General features: G+C 43.4%; 19 protein-coding genes. 1 reads left to right on the top strand and 18 read right to left on the bottom strand.

All coding sequences use genetic code 11. The features are described from left to right. Positions 1–3: 3 nt before the first annotated feature. The 8 genes from uvrC to hemW form a co-directional block, all read right to left on the bottom strand. Positions 4–1,839, bottom strand: coding sequence for an excinuclease ABC subunit UvrC (gene uvrC / locus NML76_RS00535; RefSeq protein WP_254732427.1), 1,836 nt, complete (start codon positions 1,837–1,839; stop codon positions 4–6). Positions 1,840–1,975: 136 nt separating this feature from the next. Continuing rightward, positions 1,976–2,446: a hypothetical protein gene (locus NML76_RS00530; protein WP_254732425.1), complete on the bottom strand. Its 471-nt coding sequence runs from the start codon at positions 2,444–2,446 to the stop codon at positions 1,976–1,978. Positions 2,447–2,651: 205 nt separating this feature from the next. Beyond that, positions 2,652–3,635, bottom strand: coding sequence for a CPBP family intramembrane glutamic endopeptidase (locus tag NML76_RS00525; protein ID WP_254732423.1), 984 nt, complete (start codon positions 3,633–3,635; stop codon positions 2,652–2,654). Further along, complete coding sequence (locus NML76_RS00520) at positions 3,632–4,252, bottom strand: TIGR01906 family membrane protein (RefSeq protein ID WP_049498257.1); 621 nt, start codon at positions 4,250–4,252, stop codon at positions 3,632–3,634. Before NML76_RS00520 ends, NML76_RS00525 begins: the two co-directional genes overlap by 4 nt. Continuing rightward, a complete protein-coding gene (locus NML76_RS00515) occupies positions 4,245–5,015 on the bottom strand; it encodes a TIGR01457 family HAD-type hydrolase (RefSeq protein ID WP_254732421.1) in 771 nt (256 codons plus the stop codon). The genes NML76_RS00520 and NML76_RS00515 overlap by 8 nt, the downstream gene beginning before the upstream one ends. Next, positions 5,016–5,702, bottom strand: a complete 687-nt coding sequence (locus NML76_RS00510) for a hypothetical protein (RefSeq protein WP_254732419.1) — start codon at positions 5,700–5,702, stop codon at positions 5,016–5,018. After that, on the bottom strand, positions 5,692–6,447 hold the full coding sequence (locus tag NML76_RS00505; protein ID WP_254732417.1) for an acyl-ACP thioesterase domain-containing protein: 756 nt from the start codon (positions 6,445–6,447) through the stop codon (positions 5,692–5,694). The genes NML76_RS00510 and NML76_RS00505 overlap by 11 nt, the downstream gene beginning before the upstream one ends. Positions 6,448–6,450: 3 nt before the next feature. Continuing rightward, positions 6,451–7,581, bottom strand: a complete 1,131-nt coding sequence (gene hemW, locus NML76_RS00500) for a radical SAM family heme chaperone HemW (RefSeq protein WP_254732415.1) — start codon at positions 7,579–7,581, stop codon at positions 6,451–6,453. Between the two features lie 318 nt (positions 7,582–7,899). Here hemW and NML76_RS00495 point away from each other — a divergent pair, with 318 nt between their 5' ends. Further along, entirely contained in the window at positions 7,900–9,423 is a 1,524-nt protein-coding gene (locus NML76_RS00495; protein ID WP_254732413.1) for an ATP-binding cassette domain-containing protein, read from the top strand. 278 nt (positions 9,424–9,701) lie between these two features. On the opposite strand, the gene proC is transcribed toward NML76_RS00495, so the two are convergent. The 10 genes from proC to NML76_RS00445 form a co-directional block, all read right to left on the bottom strand. Continuing rightward, positions 9,702–10,526 (bottom strand): pyrroline-5-carboxylate reductase, encoded by an 825-nt coding sequence (gene proC / locus NML76_RS00490; protein WP_254732410.1) that lies wholly within the window; start codon positions 10,524–10,526, stop codon positions 9,702–9,704. A 3-nt stretch (positions 10,527–10,529) separates the two neighbouring features. Further along, positions 10,530–11,777, bottom strand: a complete 1,248-nt coding sequence (locus tag NML76_RS00485; protein ID WP_254732408.1) for a glutamate-5-semialdehyde dehydrogenase — start codon at positions 11,775–11,777, stop codon at positions 10,530–10,532. 9 nt (positions 11,778–11,786) lie between these two features. Then, positions 11,787–12,896, bottom strand: coding sequence for a glutamate 5-kinase (gene proB, locus NML76_RS00480; RefSeq protein ID WP_254732406.1), 1,110 nt, complete (start codon positions 12,894–12,896; stop codon positions 11,787–11,789). A 229-nt stretch (positions 12,897–13,125) separates the two neighbouring features. Beyond that, positions 13,126–14,016 carry an RluA family pseudouridine synthase gene (locus NML76_RS00475; RefSeq protein WP_023918361.1) on the bottom strand — a complete coding sequence of 297 codons (891 nt, stop codon included), beginning with the start codon at positions 14,014–14,016 and terminating at the stop codon, positions 13,126–13,128. Further along, a complete protein-coding gene (lspA, locus tag NML76_RS00470) occupies positions 14,006–14,467 on the bottom strand; it encodes a signal peptidase II (protein ID WP_023918362.1) in 462 nt (153 codons plus the stop codon). Before lspA ends, NML76_RS00475 begins: the two co-directional genes overlap by 11 nt. A gap of 3 nt (positions 14,468–14,470) precedes the next feature. After that, positions 14,471–15,373 (bottom strand): LysR family transcriptional regulator, encoded by a 903-nt coding sequence (locus NML76_RS00465; protein WP_003001728.1) that lies wholly within the window; start codon positions 15,371–15,373, stop codon positions 14,471–14,473. A gap of 127 nt (positions 15,374–15,500) precedes the next feature. After that, complete coding sequence (lacG, locus tag NML76_RS00460; RefSeq protein ID WP_254732404.1) at positions 15,501–16,907, bottom strand: 6-phospho-beta-galactosidase; 1,407 nt, start codon at positions 16,905–16,907, stop codon at positions 15,501–15,503. Positions 16,908–17,009: 102 nt separating this feature from the next. Next, positions 17,010–18,710, bottom strand: a complete 1,701-nt coding sequence (locus tag NML76_RS00455) for a lactose-specific PTS transporter subunit EIIC (protein WP_254732402.1) — start codon at positions 18,708–18,710, stop codon at positions 17,010–17,012. After that, positions 18,710–19,027 carry a PTS lactose/cellobiose transporter subunit IIA gene (locus tag NML76_RS00450; protein WP_049498249.1) on the bottom strand — a complete coding sequence of 106 codons (318 nt, stop codon included), beginning with the start codon at positions 19,025–19,027 and terminating at the stop codon, positions 18,710–18,712. The genes NML76_RS00455 and NML76_RS00450 overlap by 1 nt, the downstream gene beginning before the upstream one ends. Positions 19,028–19,062: 35 nt before the next feature. Then, the gene (locus NML76_RS00445; protein ID WP_070466123.1) at positions 19,063–19,896 is read right to left on the bottom strand and encodes a PRD domain-containing protein; all 834 of its coding nucleotides are present in this window, start codon (positions 19,894–19,896) and stop codon (positions 19,063–19,065) included. Positions 19,897–20,116: the final 220 nt, after the last annotated feature.

Below are 20,116 nucleotides of genomic sequence, written 5' to 3'. Positions count from 1 at the left end.
TCCTTATGATTGGTATGGTTCGGAATCCTCCGCCACTTCCACCAAGGGACTTGCTTCTTCTTGCTTTCCTTGATGGAGCTTGGCTTGCACTGCCTTTGCCACTGCTCGCGGAACACCGACTGTGACAATTTCATCTACAGTGGCCTCTTTGATCTTGGTCAGTGACTTGAAGTGCTTCATCAGCAACTGCTTGCGTTTTGGTCCCAAACCTTCGATGCCATCCAGCTGAGAAGAGAAGGAATTCTTTGACCGGAGCTGGCGGTGGAAGGTGATGGCGAAACGGTGGACTTCATCTTGGATCCGTTGCAGGAGGAAAAATTCCTGTGAAGTCCGAGAGAGTTCGATGACTTGAAGGGGATCACCGAAGAGCAATTCATGGGTCTGGTGCTTGTCATTCTTTTGCAGGCCTGCGATAGGAATGTCCAGCCCCAACTCTTCTTGAATGACTTGCTTAGCGATATTAACCTGGCCCTGACCACCATCGATAACGATCAGATCAGGTGGCGTCAGGCCATCCCGCATGACACGGCTGTAGCGTCTGCGAATGACCTCCCGCATGCTGGCATAGTCATCTGGTCCGACAACGGTCTTGATCTTGTACTTGCGATAGTCCTTTTTGCTTGGCTTCCCATTGACAAAGACCACCATGGCTGAAACTGGACTGGTCCCCATGATGTTGGAGTTGTCAAAGGACTCAATGCGCACAGGAGTTGGAATTTGCAGGAGTTTTCCAAGATTTTCAATAGCACCTTGGGTCTTTTCCATGGATTTTTCAAGGAGATTAAACTTCTGCTCCAGACTAACACGCGCATTCTTGATGGCCAGATTGACCAACTGCTTCTTCTCCCCACGCTGGGGCTTGAGGACCTTGGTATCTACAAGGGCCTTGACCGCTTCCTCATCGATATCTTGAGGGATCAGGATTTCATTAGGGATCAGGTGGGATTTCTCCTGGTAAAACTGCCCCACATAGGTCAAGAAATCCTCATCTGGATCATTATAGTAAGGAAAGAGATTGACGTCGCGCTCGATCAGTTTGCCCTGACGGACAAAGAAGACCTGCACACACATCCAGCCCTTGTCCACGTAGTAGCCAAAGACATCCCGGTTCTGCAAATCCTTGGCCATGACCCGCTGTTTGGTCCGCAGGGTCCCAATAGCCTGGATCAGATCCCGATACTCGGCTGCCCGCTCGAATTCCATGTTTTGCGCAGCGGTATTCATTTTGAGCTTGAGCTCATCGATGATCTTATCATCCTGCCCCTTGAGGAAATCAGAAACCTCCTGGGCCATGCCCTTGAAATAAGCCTCATCCTTGTGGCAGACTGTATGAGCCATGCATTGCCCTAAATGGTAGTAAAAGCAGACCTTGGAAGGCGGATTGGTACACTTGCGGAATGGGAAAATCCGGTCCAAAAGCCGCTTGATCTCATTGGCTGCTCCCACATCTGGATAGGGACCGAAATAGAGACCACCATCCTTTTTGACCTGGCGCGTGATGATAAGACGCGGATAGCGCTCATTGGTAATCTTGATGAAGGGATAGGACTTGTCATCCTTGAGCATGATATTGTACTTGGGCTTGTTCTCCTTGATGAGGTTGATCTCAAGAAGCAAGGCCTCAATATTGGACTCAGTGACGATAAACTCAAAATCCACAATCTCAGATACCAGGGCTTCTGTCTTGGTATCGTGGCTTCCTCTAAAATAGGACCGCACCCGATTGCGAAGATTTTTGGCTTTCCCTACATAGATGATGGTTCCGTTCTTATCTTTGTGAATGTAACAGCCCGGACTCGTCGGCAAGAGCTCGAGCTTGGATTTAATCAAGTTATTCATACTCTCTATTATAGCAAAAAAGGGAGGTCTAGCACTTAGCCAACCTCTCTATAATCTACTAAATTAATTGATTTTTTTAACAAAATAAGATCTTAAAAATGACCGATCCAAATTGAACTTGTATTCTTCATTCTTCTTATAAAACCTTATAGCACCCCTTGGCATAACCGCAAGGAATGTAGCCTGCTTGGTATAAAGCATACAACTCATCGAAAAATTGTGACTTAGCTTGAGGTATCTCTTTTTTGATGGTTAAGTAAATTGCCAAGCCAACAATATCAAATTTTATCTGATCTTTCATGGATTCTAGCAGTTTGCTATCTGCAATCAGGTTATCTAATCGTGCTTCAATTTGAGGAATAATTTCCTCTTTTGCACTTATTGCCAGTGAATTCCAGTGTTTATACATATCACTATGATTTTTAGAAAGATAAGCACTAAAATCCCCATCTTTCTCTAATACAAAATTCTCCCACTTCAAACTATTGATACTCTTCTCCGCATCTTTGAGAGTCTTTAACTGAATGATTGGTAAATTTATAGCTCTTTCCTCTTTCAAAAAGTCTATATTTTTTAGTGCATTGATCACATCATCATAGATCTTCATATTTATCCCCTTTCAATTACCTTATCTTTTAGATTTGTAATTTCTAATCCACTACTCTGAGATTTTAATTAGTTTCTTACATGTCACAAATCGCCGAAGAGCACTATACGCCCAGTCCAGCTATCAAACAATTTCTCTCCTTGTGTTCTACTCTCTCTATTATAGCAGAAAAGAGGGATCTAAAAGGATCCCCCTTTGATAATACTTATCCTTTGAAATTTGCCATTTGGAAGATCGGAATCACATAAGGAACAATAGACATCAGGATAGTGAATAGCACGAAGAACCAGAACCAGAAGGAAGCGAGGGCACGCTGGAAAACTCCCGGTTGAGGTTTATTGGCTTGAATATAAGCTTTGATAGCTGGCCATTTAGTCGCAAGAACCACTATCATGACAATGGAACCAATAGCTAAAACACCAATTTGGAGCCAATTCGCTAGCCCCTCGTCCACATGATAGGCCACATAATGCAAGCCTTGGGAAATCACAAAGTTATTGAAAATGTGATAGAAAATAGCCCACCAGATATTGTATTCAAAGGCAATGTAGCCGAAACCTAGACCAATGATACTCGCGAAAAAGAGCTGATCAAAATTGGCATGGAAGAGACCAAACAAGATAGCCGTCATGACAATGGCAAAGACCTTGCCATACCGTTCCAAGCCACGCAAGCCTGCCCCACGGAAGAAGAATTCCTCTGTGATTGGACCAAAAAACCCAGCATACAAGAGCATAGTCCATGATCGCTCAATCGTATCACCTAGATCTGGTGTTGGAGAATGAAGGCCAATGGTCTCAAACATGCGCTCAATCATTTGTGTCATCACAGATGAAAAGACTTGAGAAAAGCCAAGAAAGGCGAGAAGAATAAAGAAGACTGAAAGAGTCATCTTACGTCCCTTGTGCTTAAGATCATATTTATAAAGGGCCTTCTTGCGATAGGCATTAAAGAGAAAGAGTCCAATGGAAATAGAGATAAGGTAGGGAATACCTGCCCAAACATTCAGGGCATTGAGTTTCTCCGTTACTTGACTTGGATCTTTTCTGAGAGAGCCTGCAATGGTCAATCCAAGGAGGACTTCCCACAGGACGGTTACCAAGGTCATTACCAAGAGATAAATGGCAAGGGTCCCGGAATACCTTCCTATATCTTTTTTAGGGTCTAATAATCGGTTGTATTGGTTCATTTCTTCCTCCTAGAAAATAGATAAAAACACGCACAGACTCCTTCGTATAAGACAAAGAAAATCAAAAAGGCATGCATAAAGTAGTCTTCTGGTAATGCAAGAATAATCGAATCCACGCGCGGATCAAAGAGCCAAGTATTGTCCCCAGCAAATAAGACTTGATGAAAGAGAGTAAAGAATTGATCAAAGCCAATTATAACAGTCATCACTGCAAGCACTACTGGTAAAACCATCATCCAAAAGAAGAGACTACGGTACAGGGCCAGGTAGCCATTTTTGACGACTGTCCGCATAAACTGGATAAAACCAGGTAGAGTGACCAAGAAAACGACCGTCACCAAATGAAACAGGTACTTGACGGCCTCAAAATGGTGCAAGCCATTTTTGGAAGAGGGGAATTGAGGCATCTTCAACACCCATTGAAAAGGATTGGTCAAGTAGTTCATCAAGACATTAAAATTCTTCATGATGACTGAAGCCGAAAAACCAGTTCGGCTTTGAATCTCCAACCAATGGATCTCCATGGGATAGAGGACCCATGCTAGGCCAATGGTGAGAAGGATTGTAGCTGACAAGATAAAGAAAAATTGGTTGATTGATTTTAAACTTTTAAGCATCAAAATCCCACTCCGCTAAACTGGAAACAACATGTGTCGGTGCAATTGGTAAGGTTGGCACTTCTTCTGGTTTAGTAAAACCTGTCGTTACCAAAAGGGTTGGAATCCCATTGTCAATACCCGCACGAATATCTGTTAAATAATTGTCCCCAATCATGACCACTTCTTCTCTTTCAAGCCCCAGGTGTTCAATGGCCTTATCCATAATGATGGCCTTTGGTTTGCCAATGATCACAGGCTCGACCCGTGTCGCTGCTTCAACAAGGGCAATCAGAGATCCTGCTCCCGGCAACAAGCCACGCTCTGTTGGAATGTTGAGGTCCGGATTGGTCCCGATAAAGTGCGCTCCCTTTTGAATCGCCAAGGTTGCTTTAGCAAACTTCTCATAATCCACTTGCCAATCCAGTCCAATCACCACATAATCAGGTGCTTCTTCATCCATGATATAGCCAGCTTCTTCAATAGCATCTTTGAGCCCCGCTTCTCCGATCACATAGACCTTTTTGCCCAAATTTTGGTCATTCATGTAGTCAATGGTCGCAAGGGTAGCTGTATAGATAGTCGAAACTGGGGTTTCAATATTGAAATGAGTGGCCAGCATATCCCGAACAGTCTCTGGTGTGCGGGTTGTATTGTTGGTCACAAAGAGATAGGGAATCTCACGCGCCTGCAGTTCATGAACAAAAGCTTCTCCTGCAGGAATTCGTGATTTTCCTTTGTAAATAGTGCCATCCAAATCAATCAAATAGCCCTTATAGTGCATTTATTCTTCCCTTTCTGTGTCAGCTTCTTCATGAAACTTCTCTGCATCGACTCGTCCACCAGAACCATATAAGAGCAATGCTCCAGCATAGAGGACAAATTGTAACACCAAACCTGTAAAATTAATCCCTTGACTTCCCGATTGGGTGAACAAGAAGGAAGCCACCATGAGGATCACAATGGTCAATAACAAGCCTATTACAGTTGCCTGATCCACACTGATTTGATAAACCGTGCGCTTGGTGCTCCGGTTCCGGCCGTCTGACTTGGTTTCTGGTTGCAAATTCTCCACAAAATCCGTCACCAAGGTCGCAGCGAGGCTGACTGTTGTGCTAAAGAGCACGCCTTGGGACAAGCGGTGATAGAAATTGGACCAGAAGGATCCTGATTGGCTAGTAATCCCAATCGAGAAGATCATGACCGGTAAAAGAAAGGCCAAGGTGAAATGGATCCAGACCCGATACCAGCGTATATCTTCTCTTAAAAAGCGATTAAAACTCTCTAAATTCAAGCGATAGCGGAAAAATTTATAAATTTCCTCTACCAGGATGATGCCCAAAGCACAAAGAGTCAAGAGCCAATCTCCCAACATGTACAAAGGGTTCTTTTGACGCTTGGCATAGGCCACAACCCGTTTTTGATAGCTTTCAAGTTCCTGTTTTTTATTTTTTAATCTTCTACTTTCCATAAGTCCAACCCTTTTCTTCTACTTTTTCCCACTCAATTTCAGCTTGGGCATTGATCTGACCATCTGAAATAATTTGGTGCTGAGTTTTCAAGCCCTCTTGTTCATATTGAGAGGTGATGAGACCTCCTGCTAGCACTTCTTTGACATATTTCAGATGAACTTTTTTAGGGACATGATGGGTCAAGAAGTCTGCTCCCATCACCTCAAAAACCCAGTCCAAGTACTTGCTATTGTTGACATGTCCGTTCATATCCAAGTCGTAAAACCGAACCCGGTATTCTTGTTCGACGCCCCCCTCTAATTCCTTAAAACGGGGACCGCGTAGCATGGTTTTTGAAAATTCAGAGTCAAAGGCATCCGTGATTTCACTCATAACAGGATGAACCTTGCGTGTATCCCGATCCATCAAGACAAAGGTCGCGACCATCTCAATGATAGTATTTCCTGCTTCATCCTTGATATTAAAGGCCCGGTAGCAGAAAAGTCGATTGTGACTCTTGGCATAGGTTTCGATAGTGATTTTCTCATCAAAAACAGGGAGACGCTCGATCTTCATATTGTAATCCGTGATAATCCAGACTAGATTGTAGTTCTCTAAAATGTACATATCACTCATACCCAGCTCAATCGATTGCATGCCCGATACCTGTAAAGACAGCAAGATCAATTGGGGAATCTTAATATAACCATTGACATCGCTCATATCAAACGGAATTTTCATGCTGTATTCAAATGTTTTTGCCATTTTCTACTCCAAAATAAACTTCTCTGCTACAGTGTCTCCTAAAAAGAGACCTTTCTTGGTCATTCGTACAATGTCCTTGTCAGGTACCAAAAGGCCCTGCTGGATCAATTCCTCAACCACTGATCCATATTGTTGGTCAAAATTCACACCAAACTTTTCTTCAAAACGCTTCTTGGAAACGCCTGTTTTCTTACGTAGTCCTAGAAACATCTCTTCTTCCATCATTTCTGTCTGAGTCAGATGTTCTTCTTGGACACGCGCATTTCCCTCTTCGACAGCCTGCATATAGTGACGAATGGGGCCATGATTCTTGTAGCGAATCCCATCGACATAGCCGGATGCTCCAGCTCCCATACCATAATACTCGGCATTATCCCAATACATGAGATTGTGTCGACTTTCAAAACCAGGCTTGGAGAAATTGGAAATTTCATAATGCTCAAAGCCCGCTCGCCCCAACTCCTGAATAATGTATTCAAACATCTCCGCTTCCAACTCCTCTTTAGGTAGGGGAAGTTTGCCCCGTCTCATGCGATTCATAAAAACTGTGTGATTCTCCAGAATCAAGCTATAAAGACTCATGTGGGGAATGTCAAGGGCAAGAGCCTTCGCAACATTTTCCTTGACCTGGTCCATGGTTTGCGTCGGAAGTGCATAGATGAGGTCGATCGAAATATTGTCAAAACCAGCCAGCTTCAGACGGTCGATATTGTCATAAATGTCCTGCTCTTGGTGGCTTCGACCAATCTTCTTGAGCAAGCGATTATCAAAGGTCTGCACGCCCAATGAAACCCGATTAACCGGCGAATCCTTCAAGACCGCAATCTTATCCGGATCCAAATCACCAGGATTGGCCTCGATCGTCAGCTCTTCCATCTGAGACAGATCAAGCGACTTGGTCAGCTCCTTGAGCAGATAGGCTAGCTGATCCGCAGATAAGGCTGTCGGTGTCCCACCCCCAATATAGAGAGTCCGTAAGTGTGTGATTTCTTCCCGACGAAATTCTTGAATCAAATGCTCCAAATAGGCATCGACCGGTTGGTTCTTAATAAAGACCTTCGAAAAATCACAATAAAAACAAATCTGGGTACAAAATGGGATATGGACATAAGCGGACGTTGGTTTTGTATGCATACTTTTAATTATACCATAAAATCCCCCCGAGTCCGAAAAGAAAAGGGAGTAAGAAGCAAGGAATTCCTTGACAATAACGAATAAAAGGAATAGAATAAATCTAATCATATTCGGAGGTAAGGAGATATGAACAACTAAGTTTCGTTAAATAAAATACTTTATTTAGTGGACTGCTTGTTCTATCTCTTTTTGTGTACCCTCTCGCCTATTCTCCAACCGTTTGTTGGCTAAATAAGGTTTTTTTCTGCTTGGGTTCCACATGAATACAGCTCTACTAAATAGGTAGAGCTGTTTTTTGTCCCAGTAGAAAGGAATCTTATGTTAAAACTATCCCACCTTACCATCCGCCATACAAAAGATTTACGAGATTTGGTTCGCGATCTGTCCCTAACCATTCATGAAGGAGAAAAAGTTGCCATTATTGGCGAAGAAGGGAATGGAAAATCTTCCTTACTTCAGGTTCTTATGTCCCCAAAATCTCTACCAGATTATCTGACCATAGAAGGAGAAATCACCACTTCCTTTCACTCCTATGCCTATATTCCCCAAACTTTACCGGAAGCTTTGAAGGGAAAAACCTTGGAAGAATATTTTTTTGGAGAGGACGAGCTAGACTATGCCACCCTCTACAGACTGGCAGATCAATTGCATTTTAATAGCGACCGCTTTGCAAGCGATCAAGCTATCGGAAGTCTATCTGGAGGAGAAGCCCTCAAAGTCCAACTGCTTCACGAACTTTGTTGTCCTCATGAATTGCTATTTTTAGATGAACCTTCAAATGATCTAGATTTGGAGACCTTGGATTGGCTCCAGCAGATGATCCAAACGAGTCCCCAAACCATCATATTTATTTCCCATCATGAGGATTTTTTGACTCAGACGGCGGATACCATCATACACCTCAGACAGATCAAACACCGCAAGGAAGCTGAAACCATCGTAGAGCACCTAGGCTATCAAGACTACAGTAGCCAGAGGGAACAACAATTTAAGCAACAGTCTCAGCAAGCGGCCAACGATCAACGAGCCTACCGAAAAACAATGGAGAAGCACCGTCGCGTCCGTCAGCAAGTCCAAACTTCCTTACGAAACACCAAAGATAGCACTGCTGGACGTCTCCTGGCAAAGAAAATGAAGTCCCTCCTCTCACAAGAAAAGCGCTACGAGCGAGAATTCCAATCCATGACTCCCCAACCCTATGATGAGGAAATCATCAATCTGCATTTCCCTTCCCTCATTCCCTTGTCTCCTCAAAAACGTGTCCTTCTCTTAGATCAAGAAGAGCTTGCAATTGGGGATCGTTTGCTAGTCAAGAACCTCTCCCTCACACTTCAAGGGCAGGATAAGATAGGGATTATCGGTTCCAACGGTGTAGGAAAATCCACTTTTCTAAAAAAGATCTGGGAGATTTTACAGAATAATGAGAGTATCCGCACTGCCTATATGCCTCAAGATTACACTGAAGGCCTCCCTTTGACTCAGACACCCGTTCAATTTCTACAGCATTCAGGTGATCGCGAAGAAATCAACACCATTCAATTGCATTTAGCCTCCCTCAACTTTACTTATTCTGAAATGCATCATCCGATCTCTGAACTTTCTGGTGGCCAGCAAGGAAAACTCTTCCTCCTTCAATTAGTACTCACAAGTCCCCAGTTTCTGCTCTTGGACGAGCCTACTCGTAATTTTTCCCCCACTTCCCAACCAGAAATTCGTCGCCTATTCGCAGACTACCCAGGTGGACTAGTCACGGTCTCCCACGACCGGACCTTCCTCAAAGAAGTCTGCCAAAAAATCTATCATCTGACTGAAAATGGCTTCGTAGAGATAGAGTCGCTCTAACGTAAAAAAGATTGGCCCAAAAACCAATCTTTTACATTTAAAATAAAGTCCTCTTAGAAACTTTCCTTAGGTGAGAACGGACGTCAGCGAACTTCTTCGAAGTTCCATGACTAATTATTGAGCCTAAGGTCTCAATAATTCCGAATGCCTGAAACCATTAAGTTTCAGGCACTTTTCTCACGGTGGAAAGTTTCAATAGAGGATTGGATAATTCTTGATTTGTTAGATTTGTATAAAAGAACAGTTCGTCACTGTTCTACAAGCATGGTTTTGACCAATTATCTTATCTGATTTCGCCCTGCCTCTTGTCCCATTTCTTGGGTGCGTTTGTAGGCCGCTTCCACACCTGCAATAATGTCGCCCCGTAGGCCGACTTGTTCTAAGCGATTGACTCCTGCGATGGTAGAGCCACCTGGGCTACAAACTGCATCTCGCAAGCGGGCTGGATGTTCGCCTGTCTCTAGGACCATTTGACTAGCGCCGTGGAAGGTCTCGGCAGCCATCTTCAAGGCTTGCTCTCGTGAAAGTCCCAAGCTTACTCCTGCATCTGCCATGGCTTCAATCATCTGATAGACAAAGGCTGGTCCACAGCCTGCGACAGCCGTTGCAGGATCCATCAATTTTTCTTCAATTTCGTAGAGGGCCCCTGCTCCTGATAAGAGCTGGTTGACTTGAGCTACTTGCTGGTCTGTCACTGCTTGGGAGCGGGCCAGACTGATGACTCCTTGACCAATGGCCACAGGCGTATTGGGCATGATGCGAATGAGTCCTAGCTGGTCGTTCTGGATCACGTCAGCCATCTTTTCTAGTTCCAAACCTGCAGCCATGGAAACCAGTAAGAGATTAGAGCGTTGGGCCAAGATGCCCTGGTACTCTTCTAAAAGAGGGCAGATCTGATAGGGTTTGACCCCTAAAAAGATTACTTCAGCTTCTTGAAAGACTTGTCCAAGATCAGACGCCGTTCCCCCATACTGGCTGATAAACTCTTGCACCTTTTGAGGAGAACGATTGACCAAGAGCAGGTCTTGCGCGTCCACTTCTTTTGCGACTGCTTTGGCTAAACTAGCCCCCATGTTTCCAAGACCGATAAATGCAACTTTCATTTCTTACCTCACTTGACCATTTCCACTGACGATATATTTGTAACTGGTCATTTCCCGTAGTCCCATTGGTCCACGCGCATGGAGTTTTTGGGTCGAGATCCCCATTTCACAACCTAGGCCAAATTGACCCCCATCTGTAAAGCGTGTAGACGCATTGACATAAACGGCTGCTGAATCTACTTGCTTTGTAAAATAAGCGGCTGTCTCAGGATTTTCAGTCACAATGGCATCCGAATGATGGGTGCTGTGGGCTTCTATGTGGTCCACCGCTTCCTCAACTCCATCAACGACCTTGACTGCTAATATATAATCTAAAAATTCGGTATCAAAATCCTGCTCCTGTGCTGCTGTTCCCGAAATGATGGCCTGTGCTTGCTCATCTAGGCGCAACTCAACGGATCTTTCTCGTGCATCCACTAAGCGCTCTTTGACCAAAGGCAAGAAATCAGACGCGATCGCTCGATCGACCAACAAGACCTCCATAGCGTTGCAGACAGAGGGGCGACTGGTCTTGGCATTTTCAATAATCGCTAGGGCTTTCTGGAAGTCAGCCTCCTTGTCCACATAGACATGAACAATTCCAGTTCCTGTCTCGATCACGGGGACAATGGCATTTTCAACCACCGCTTGGATCAATCCAGCACCACCACGTGGAATGAGCAAATCTAGATAGCCCTTAGCCTTCATCATAGCAAGGCTGGAAGCTCGACTCGTATCTTGGATCAATTGGAGAAGGTCTGGATTGAGTCCGACTTCTTCCAATCCAGCCTTGAGTGCGGTCACGATCGCTTGGGCAGAATGAAAGGCATCCTTTCCAGTACGAAGAACCACTGCATTTCCACTCTTGATGGCAAGCGCTGCAGCGTCTGACGTTACATTTGGACGGCTTTCATAAATGATCCCAATGACGCCCATAGCGACTCGAACTTTCTGGATTTCAAGGCCATTTTCCAAAACTTCAGTATCCAGCACTTCCCCAATCGGATCTGGCAGATCGATTAAAGCACGGATCCCTTCTGCCATCCCTTCAATCCGCTCTTGATCAAGAAATAGACGATCTAGCATGACTTCAGAGATCTTCCCGCGTCCCGCTTCCATATCGATTTGATTGGCTGCTAAAATGGCTTCCGTCGCTTTCAGAAGCTGGCTGGCCATAGCTTCTAAGGCCTGATTTTTAAGAGCTGTACTGGCCGTATTGATGCTTTTCTTAGCTGATCTCGCTAAGCTTAATTGTTCTTGTGTTGTTTCCATACAATTCCTCTAAAATTCTGTAAAGAGTAGTTCAATCTCAGGAGTTACCGAGATCCAATCATCCCGGTGGATGAGGATTCCCTTGGCTTTTTTAGATTGGAGCATATCGCGCACAGCCGACTGGCCGAGACGAACTTTCCCTTTCCCTAGTAATTGTCCTGACTCTTGATGATAGACGCTGACGATGTCTTGATAAGAAAAATCCCCTTCTGCCTTAGTCACACCCGAAATTAATAAGCTCTTTCCATATTGCAACAAGGCCTCAGCCGCTCCAGCATCCACCCAAAGAGCTCCTTTACTTTCTGCATAAAAGGCTAGCCATTGCTTCTGGGTTTTTAAACCCTTGTCCTCTGCAAGGAAGTAACTGCCATCTGCTTGCTCTTGCGCCGCTTCGATCAAGGCATCAGGCTTGAGAGATGAGCAAATATAGACAGGAACCCCAGACTCTGTCGCCAGGGTCGCTGCCTTGAGTTTGGTCAGCATACCGCCAGTTCCATTGCTACTACCCGCACCTCCAGCCATCTCGATCATCTCGCGAGAAATGTGCTCGATCCGCTCCAAACGCTTGGCTGTTGGATCCTGAGAAGGATTGGCTGTATAGAGGCCATCGACATCCGTCAACAGCACCAAAAGATCCGCTTGGGCCATGGCCGCAACCTGCGCACTCAAGGTATCATTGTCACCAACTTTTAGCTCAGCGATAGAGACCGTATCATTTTCATTGATAATCGGAATCGCCCCACGGTTGAGTAAGACAGAAAGGGCCTGGTGGGCATTCTTATAGCGACGTTGATCCGCAAAGTCATCCTGGGTTAATAAAATCTGTGCAGAAACAATATTGCGTAAAAGAAGATTAGAGGTATATTCTTCCATCAATAAACCTTGACCAACTGCCGCAGAGGCTTGCTTGTCTGCCACCTTAGTCGGCCGTTTCTTAAAACCAAGGGCACCAAACCCAGCAGCAACCGCCCCTGATGAGACCAAGATCAACTCATGGCCCGATTCGTGTAAGAGAGCCAACTGCTGGGTGATGACCTTGACCTTCTGTCTAGAGAGGCTCCCGTCTGGATTGGTCAAAGACGAGGTCCCTACTTTAAAGACGATTCGTTTTGCTTTCATCGCTGTGATTCTTTCTAATACTATTTATTTCGTATGTAATGAAAGTGAGGCTGGACAAAAACTGTCCAGCTCTCAATGTTTGATAGTAATAATAGTATGACGCAGTGGTTGAGTGGGCTCTACTACGCTGATTTCATCAGCTTTTACAGCCCTACTCAACTGTGCGGAGGTGGGACAACGAAATCGAATTCTAACGAATTACCGATTTCTGTCCCACTCCCATTCTTCATTATCCTTTTCGAAGGTCTTCCAGCGTTTTCTCAAAGATCGCTGGCACTTCTGCTGTAAATTCCAAAGTCTCTCCTGTGCGAGGGTGGGTGAAACCAAGTGTCCGCGCATGAAGAAACTGTCCTTGTCCTTTGAGTGTTTTCTTAGGTCCATAAGCAGGATCTCCAGCTACTGGATGGCCAATATAGGCCATATGCACCCGAATTTGGTGGGTCCGACCAGTCTCCAGTTGCAACTCTACCAGCGTGTAATCCCCAAAGCGTTCCAAGACTTGAAAACGGGTCACTGCAGGTTTTCCTTTAGCCGTCACTGCTTGTTTTTTCCGGTCCTTTTCACTGCGACCAATTGGTGCTTCGATCATGCCCCGATCGTTAGGAAGATTGCCATGGACAATGGCCCAATACTTCCGGAGAGATTTTTTGTCTTTGAGTTCCTCTGCTAAGGCGACGTGGGCTTGGTCATTTTTTGCGACCATCAAGAGGCCTGACGTGTCTTTGTCGATCCGATGAACGATCCCTGGACGCAATTCTCCATTGATCCCTGAAAGGTCCTTGACATGGTATAACAGTGCATTGACCAAGGTCCCGCTGGTGTGGCCGGCACTCGGGTGAACAACCATGCCTTGGGGTTTATTGACGACGACGACATCCTGGTCCTCATAGACGATGTCTAAGGGCAGATCTTCTGCTTCATAGCTGACCTCTTCCACTTCTGGGACTTCATACTGGATGATGTCTCCTTCTTTGACCGTATACTTAGCTTTTTTCACAGTTCCATTGACCAGAACTTTTCCTTCTTTGATCTGCTCATTGGCTACAGCTCGTGACAAGGGAGTCAAATCCGCCAAAGCCTTATCCAGTCGCGCACCGGCTACTTCGATTTTAATTTCCATGCGTTTCCTCTTTCAACATCAGGATCAGGAGCAAGAAAACTCCAACTGTCAAATAACTATCTGCTACATTAAAAATGGCAAAATTCATAAAATCCAGGTGGAACATATCGACCACAAAGCCCTGACGCAGGCGATCGATAAAATTCCCCAAGCCACCTGCAATCACCAAGGTCAAGCCCATCACCATCCAAAGCGACCCCTTAAGGTGCTTATAAAGATAGTAAAAGGCCCCTACCATCACGACTAGAGTGATGAGGGTAAAGAACCATTGCTGATTTTCAAGAAGTGAAAAAGCTGCACCTGTGTTTTGAAGATAGGTCAGGCTGACCACATGGGGAATAAAAGACTTAACGACACCCAGTGGAATGTTCTTGACTACATACCATTTGACCAACTGATCCAGTAGGACCAATAGCACAATTGCTACTGGAACCATTATTTTTCTCTTCATTTCTTACCTCTTTTGATCAAAATACTCTACCATGACCTCGACAAACTTCTCTGCTACAGGGGAGAGATCCATCTCTTCGCGTTTGACATAGACCATTTTATTGTCCAAGTTGTCTTCTAAAGGAATCACGGTAATACCATTCACTGACTGGCTATCTAAAAAGCCTGATCCTGTCGCATAAGCATCTGTCCGCTCCAAGATCCCATTCAAGGTGGCCCGGTCGGTTACATTGAACATTTGGGAGCTCGAACTGGTATCGACAAAATTCTCTGAATAATAGAGGTACTCATCTTTTTCTTGGGTAAAGCGAACAGTTGGCAATTGAGCTAGATCTTCCATGACCAGTTTTTTCTTCTTAGCCAGAGGGTGTCCCTTGCGAAGGTAAATATGAGTCTGAAAAGGAATCAAATCCACCACTTCAAGTCCTAATTTATCAACCCGTTGCATAATTCCCTTGGTATTTTGACGGTTGAGATAAATAATCCCCAACTCACTATGCCCTTGAGCCACTTCATCCAAAATTTGGACCGTCGTTGACTCAAAGATGCGGAAGTTTTTATTTTCCGGATAGCGGATCGAGAATTCCGTCATCAATGGTGGCAAGAAGTCATAGTGTTGACTAGAAATAGAGAATTCTTTCTTCTCTTCTTCAGGACTGGCATATTGATTTTGAAAAATATCAAACCCCTTAACCACGTCCTGCGCTTTTTCATAAAATTCCATTCCCCGACGGGTCAAAAATGTCCCCGAACTAGTTCGACGAAAAATTTTAAAGCCCAGTTCCTTTTCCAGATCGCGTACTGAAATAGACAAGCTCGGCTGACTCACATACATTTTTTCAGCAGCCTCACGAAAAGTACCACTATTGGCAATCGCCACTACATATCGTAATTGTTGTATATTCATTCTATTTTCCTTATTACAGTATCGATCTATTATACCATAAATTAGGGGCTGAAAGAAGAGATGCGTTTAAGAGACCTTCATCAAGTGAAAATAAAAAAACTGGAACTAAAACAGTTCCAGTTGATACTTATTCAATCACTTGAGTTTCAGCTACTTTCTTGTACCAATGAGCCGATTTCTTCGGATAGCGCTCTTGGGTTTCAAAGTCTACATAGAAGAGACCATAGCGTTTTTCGTAACCATTAGACCAAGAGAAGACGTCCATAAGAGACCAGATGAAGTATCCTTTGACGTTTGCACCATCAGCAATCGCATCCGACAAGACTTCCAAGTGTTGTTTCACATAATCAATCCGGCCATCGTCATAAACCGTATTGTCCACAAACTCATCTTTGTATCCAAGTCCGTTTTCAGTGATGTAGATCTTCTTGTAATTTGGATAATCTTTCTTGACACGCATGATTTGATCATACAAACCTTGAGGGTAGATGATCCAGTCCCAGTCAGTACGAGGTACATAGTCAGGAGCTACACGACGTCCAACACCTTTGATTTGGTATTTAGAGCTTCCTTTTTCCCCTTTACCATTATGAATGATTTCTGTTTCGCCATCAAAGGCTTCCATCCAATCACTCATGTAGTAGTTAATTCCAAGGAAGTCGTTCAAATCTTTAGCTGCTTCAAGTGATGCAAAGTCTTCGTCCCGAAGATCCAGACTACCACCATTAACTGAAAGAATGTGGTTTACCCCTTCCATGGTTGCATCTGAATAGTGTCCAAGATAGGTTGCATCTAGAATAAACTTGTTATGGATGATATCTTCCAACTCAGCAGCACGAACGTCTGCAGGATTTTTAGGATCCAATGGATACTTAGTTGGAAGGGCGTGAACAACCCCGATTTCACCTTCATACCCTTTGTCTTTGTACAATTTCACAGCACGTGCATGAGAAACCATCATATTGTGGTGAGATTGGAAGACTTTGGCAAGGTCATATTGAATACCTGGTGGGAATTTACCTACTAAGTATTGACCATCACCGATTGGTCCAATTTCATTAAAGGTTGTCCAATAGTTGACTTCTGGGAATTCTTCAAAACAGAAGGCCGCATAATCTACGAAGTGTTCGATATTTTCACGATTCAAGAAGTCTCCGTTTGAGTGAAGAGCTTCAGGAGTATCAAAGTGATGAAGAGTTACGAATGGTTCTACATGACGTTTATGACATTCTGCAAATAACTTATGATAGAATTCTACCCCTTTTGGATTGACTTCACCATATCCAGTTGGGAAAATACGTGACCAAGCAATAGAAATACGAATTCCGTTTACGCCATATTCTTCAGCCAACTGTAAGTCTACCGGATATTTATGGTAGAAATCACTTGCTGGTTCAGCAGTATACCAATAGTTGTCTGCTAAATATTTATCCCATGCAACTGGTCCTTTTCCGTCAGTATGAGTCGCACCTTCTGCCTGGTAAGCTGCTGTTGCGCCACCGAAAATAAAATCTTTAGGTAATGTTTTTGACATAAGTTTCCCCTTCTCAATCATAAAATAAAAATAAAGCAAGATGGAGAGGAGTAAGTGAGCAATCCTTCTCCATCTCACTTTAATCAACAGTAAATGTATTTATTATTGAAATTGTTCTTGAACGAATGCAAGAGCGCCTTTACCATCACGAGTCAACTTGATGTATTGAGCTCCTTCAGTCTTAGCCAATTTGATTCCAAGTTTATCTGTTTCAGCCTTCATATCTTCATAGTTTGAAGCTACTTGAGGAGCAAGGATAACAAGGTCAAATTCTGGCAACATTTCACGGTGAGCACCGTAACCACCAGCAGCAGCCTTCACAGGAACATTGTATTCTGCAGCAGCTTTATTCAAAGCATTGGCAAGAAGTCCACTAGTTCCACCACCGGCACAAAGAACCAATACGTTTGTTTCTTTTGTGATATTGTTTTGAACTGGTTCACCTTCAACTCCAGCTTTTTCAAGAATAGCATCTGCTTTTGCAGTGTTAAAGTTTGCAGCTACCTTTTCTTTTAATTCATCATTAGTTTTACCTGAACGTTCTTCTTCAAGAATTTGTTCATCATAAACCTTGAGGAATGGATAGTAGATAACAATATCTACTACAATTAACAATGCTGCAAGAGCGAATGATAAGAACTGGAAGTTTGTACCAAGAACAATACCAAGAGGTCCTGGTGTAGTCCATGGAAGGTTGGCAGTAAATGAGTTCATGCCAAGTGTTTCAATAAAGAACTTAAAGATCCATACGTTTGCAATTGGTGCAAAGATGAATGGGATAAAGAAGATTGGGTTCAAAACAAGTGGTGCACCAAACAAGATTGGTTCGTTTACACCGAAGAATGTAGGAACTACTGAAGCACGTCCAATAGCACGATTTCGTTTTGATTTACATAACCACATAAACATGAACGGAACAACAAGAGTTGCACCAGTACCACCCATAGTGACGATAAACATTTGTGTACCAGATGTAAGGATCTTATCAGCGTGCATACCTTGTTGAAGAAGGTTCAAGTTGACTTCGGCATTTGCATAAGTAATCGCTGCAATCGCAGGCTCAACGATAGATGGGCCGTGAATACCAATAAACCAGAAGAATGCAAAGGCACCAAAAATAATCGTAATACCGACGTAACCATCTGCTGCTGAGAATAGTGGAGCAAGAAGGGTACCGATTGATTCAGCAACCGTTACATGAAGGCTTGCTTTCACAACTAATTCAAGTGCATACAAGAGTACAACTGACAATGTAAATGGAATCAAGTCTTTAAATACTTGTGAAATATTTGGTGGAACCTCGTCCGGCATGCGAATCGTCACATTATTTTTCACACAGACCTTATAAACATTAACTGTAACAAAGGCTGCAATAAAGGCTGTTAACAACCCTTTAGTCCCCATGAATGCTGTTAAGAATCCGCCATCTTTAGCAGGTTCAGCAGCCATGAGCAAGAAGCCAACCATAGAAGCCAACATTGTAGAAATGAAGTTGATTTGGTTGGTTGCTGGGAGGTCACGGTTCATTGAATCAGTCAAAGCCTTAGCCGTTGTCCCACCAACGAAGAAGGCCAAGATGCCCATAGAATAGCTATATGGAGTCATCAAGAAAGTTTCAATATCTTTAGACCAATGGAATCCCCAAGCGTTTGGTACATACGCAATTAGGATGAAGATAGATGAGAAGAGGATCACAGGCATCCCTGCAATAAAGCCGTCCCGAATCGCTCGCAAATATTTGTTTCGAGAAATCTTTTCAAAGAAAGGTTTCCCTTTTTCAATTAGTTCAATCAGTTTATTCATTATTTTGCTCCTCTTTTATACAGTTCAATCAGATGGTGAATCACGTCTTTTAATAAGATCGTTGTCATGAGATGGTCTTGACCATGCATCATGGTGATGCTATAGGGGATTTCTTCTCCTGCAGCTTCTTGCGCTAGCATGGTCGTTTGAGATTTGTGAGCCTCAGCGATACAGCTACCCGCTTCTTCTACTAAGGATTCTGCTTTCGCAAAATCACCATTTTCAGCAGCTTTTAATGCTTCTATCAATTTTGATCGAGCGTCACCGGCATAAGCGACAATTTCAAACCCAAGTAATTGGACTTCTTCTTTATTCATGTTGGTTCCTCCTTATGATAACCTTTTTAAAAATTTTATAATAGACGTTGAATATGCAAGGCTAAATAGACTTTTTCATTAGGAGATATCTTAGCTCCAGTCTGTTCAGCGATGGTTTGGTAGATCTGATGACTAATCTCATAAGCCTTTGGATAACTTAGCTGGATCAGTTGTTCCATCTCGCTCAAGCCTTCAGGATCCTCTCTTCCCTTATCTAGGGAGTCAAGGAAATAATTAAGATGGATCATAAAGCGATCGTAGAAATGACTGTTCTCTTCTTTTCGTTTCAATCCATTTTGAGCTAATTTTTCCTCTACAGCTTTCAAAATCGCTTGGCGATCTTGGACATCAGGATCCTGCTCATGAATGACTTCCCCTTGTGCATTGATGAAGTGATAGGCGATGCGGTTCACTTCGTCATCGGGAAATTGATCCAAGAGCCGCTCTCGAAAGATTTCAATCGCTTCCTTTGCGATTTTATAGGGGATCGGATGCATAGCAGACGCATCAGGTAGATCACTGTGTTTGTATCTTCCCTGTTGAACCGCCTGGTAAGAACAAAAGATGTGATCTGTTAGTGTCACATAGATATATTCTTGAACAGGATAGGCATATTTCTTAGACAAGGTATCAATCACTTCATAAGTGGTTGTGATGAAATCAAGAGGAACATCCTTTAGAAGGGCCATAAAGTTTTCTCTTGATTCATCCGTGTTTAAACGAAATACTTTTTCGACCTTATCATCAGCTACCAGATCATGTTTCTTTTTCCCAAAAGCAATCCCACTCCCAACAACAATTAACTCTTGTTGAAGCTCATTTTGAACCAAAGCAACATTATTGTTCATTGGATGGATAATACGATACATGAGGCTCTCCTTTGCAAAATTTGTTAAAAGCAAATAAAAATGACCACGAAGCAACTGAAAAAACTAGCCTACGCTAATTGTTCAATCTACTTGTGGTCACGCCTAATCTAACTTAGTAACGCTCACTGCTATTTAACTTATGGACTTATTCTATCATAAGTTTTTTATTTTGTAAACCCTTACAGCGAAAATTTTTAAACATTTTTTATAAAAAATAAAC

It is taken from the genome of Streptococcus sp. CF8_Ac1-9 (assembly GCF_024295565.1).
Taxonomy (GTDB): Bacteria; Bacillota; Bacilli; order Lactobacillales; family Streptococcaceae; genus Streptococcus; species Streptococcus parasanguinis_X.
The sequence above is the reverse complement of the archived record's forward strand: the minus strand, read 5'-3'. Positions and strand labels throughout refer to the sequence as shown.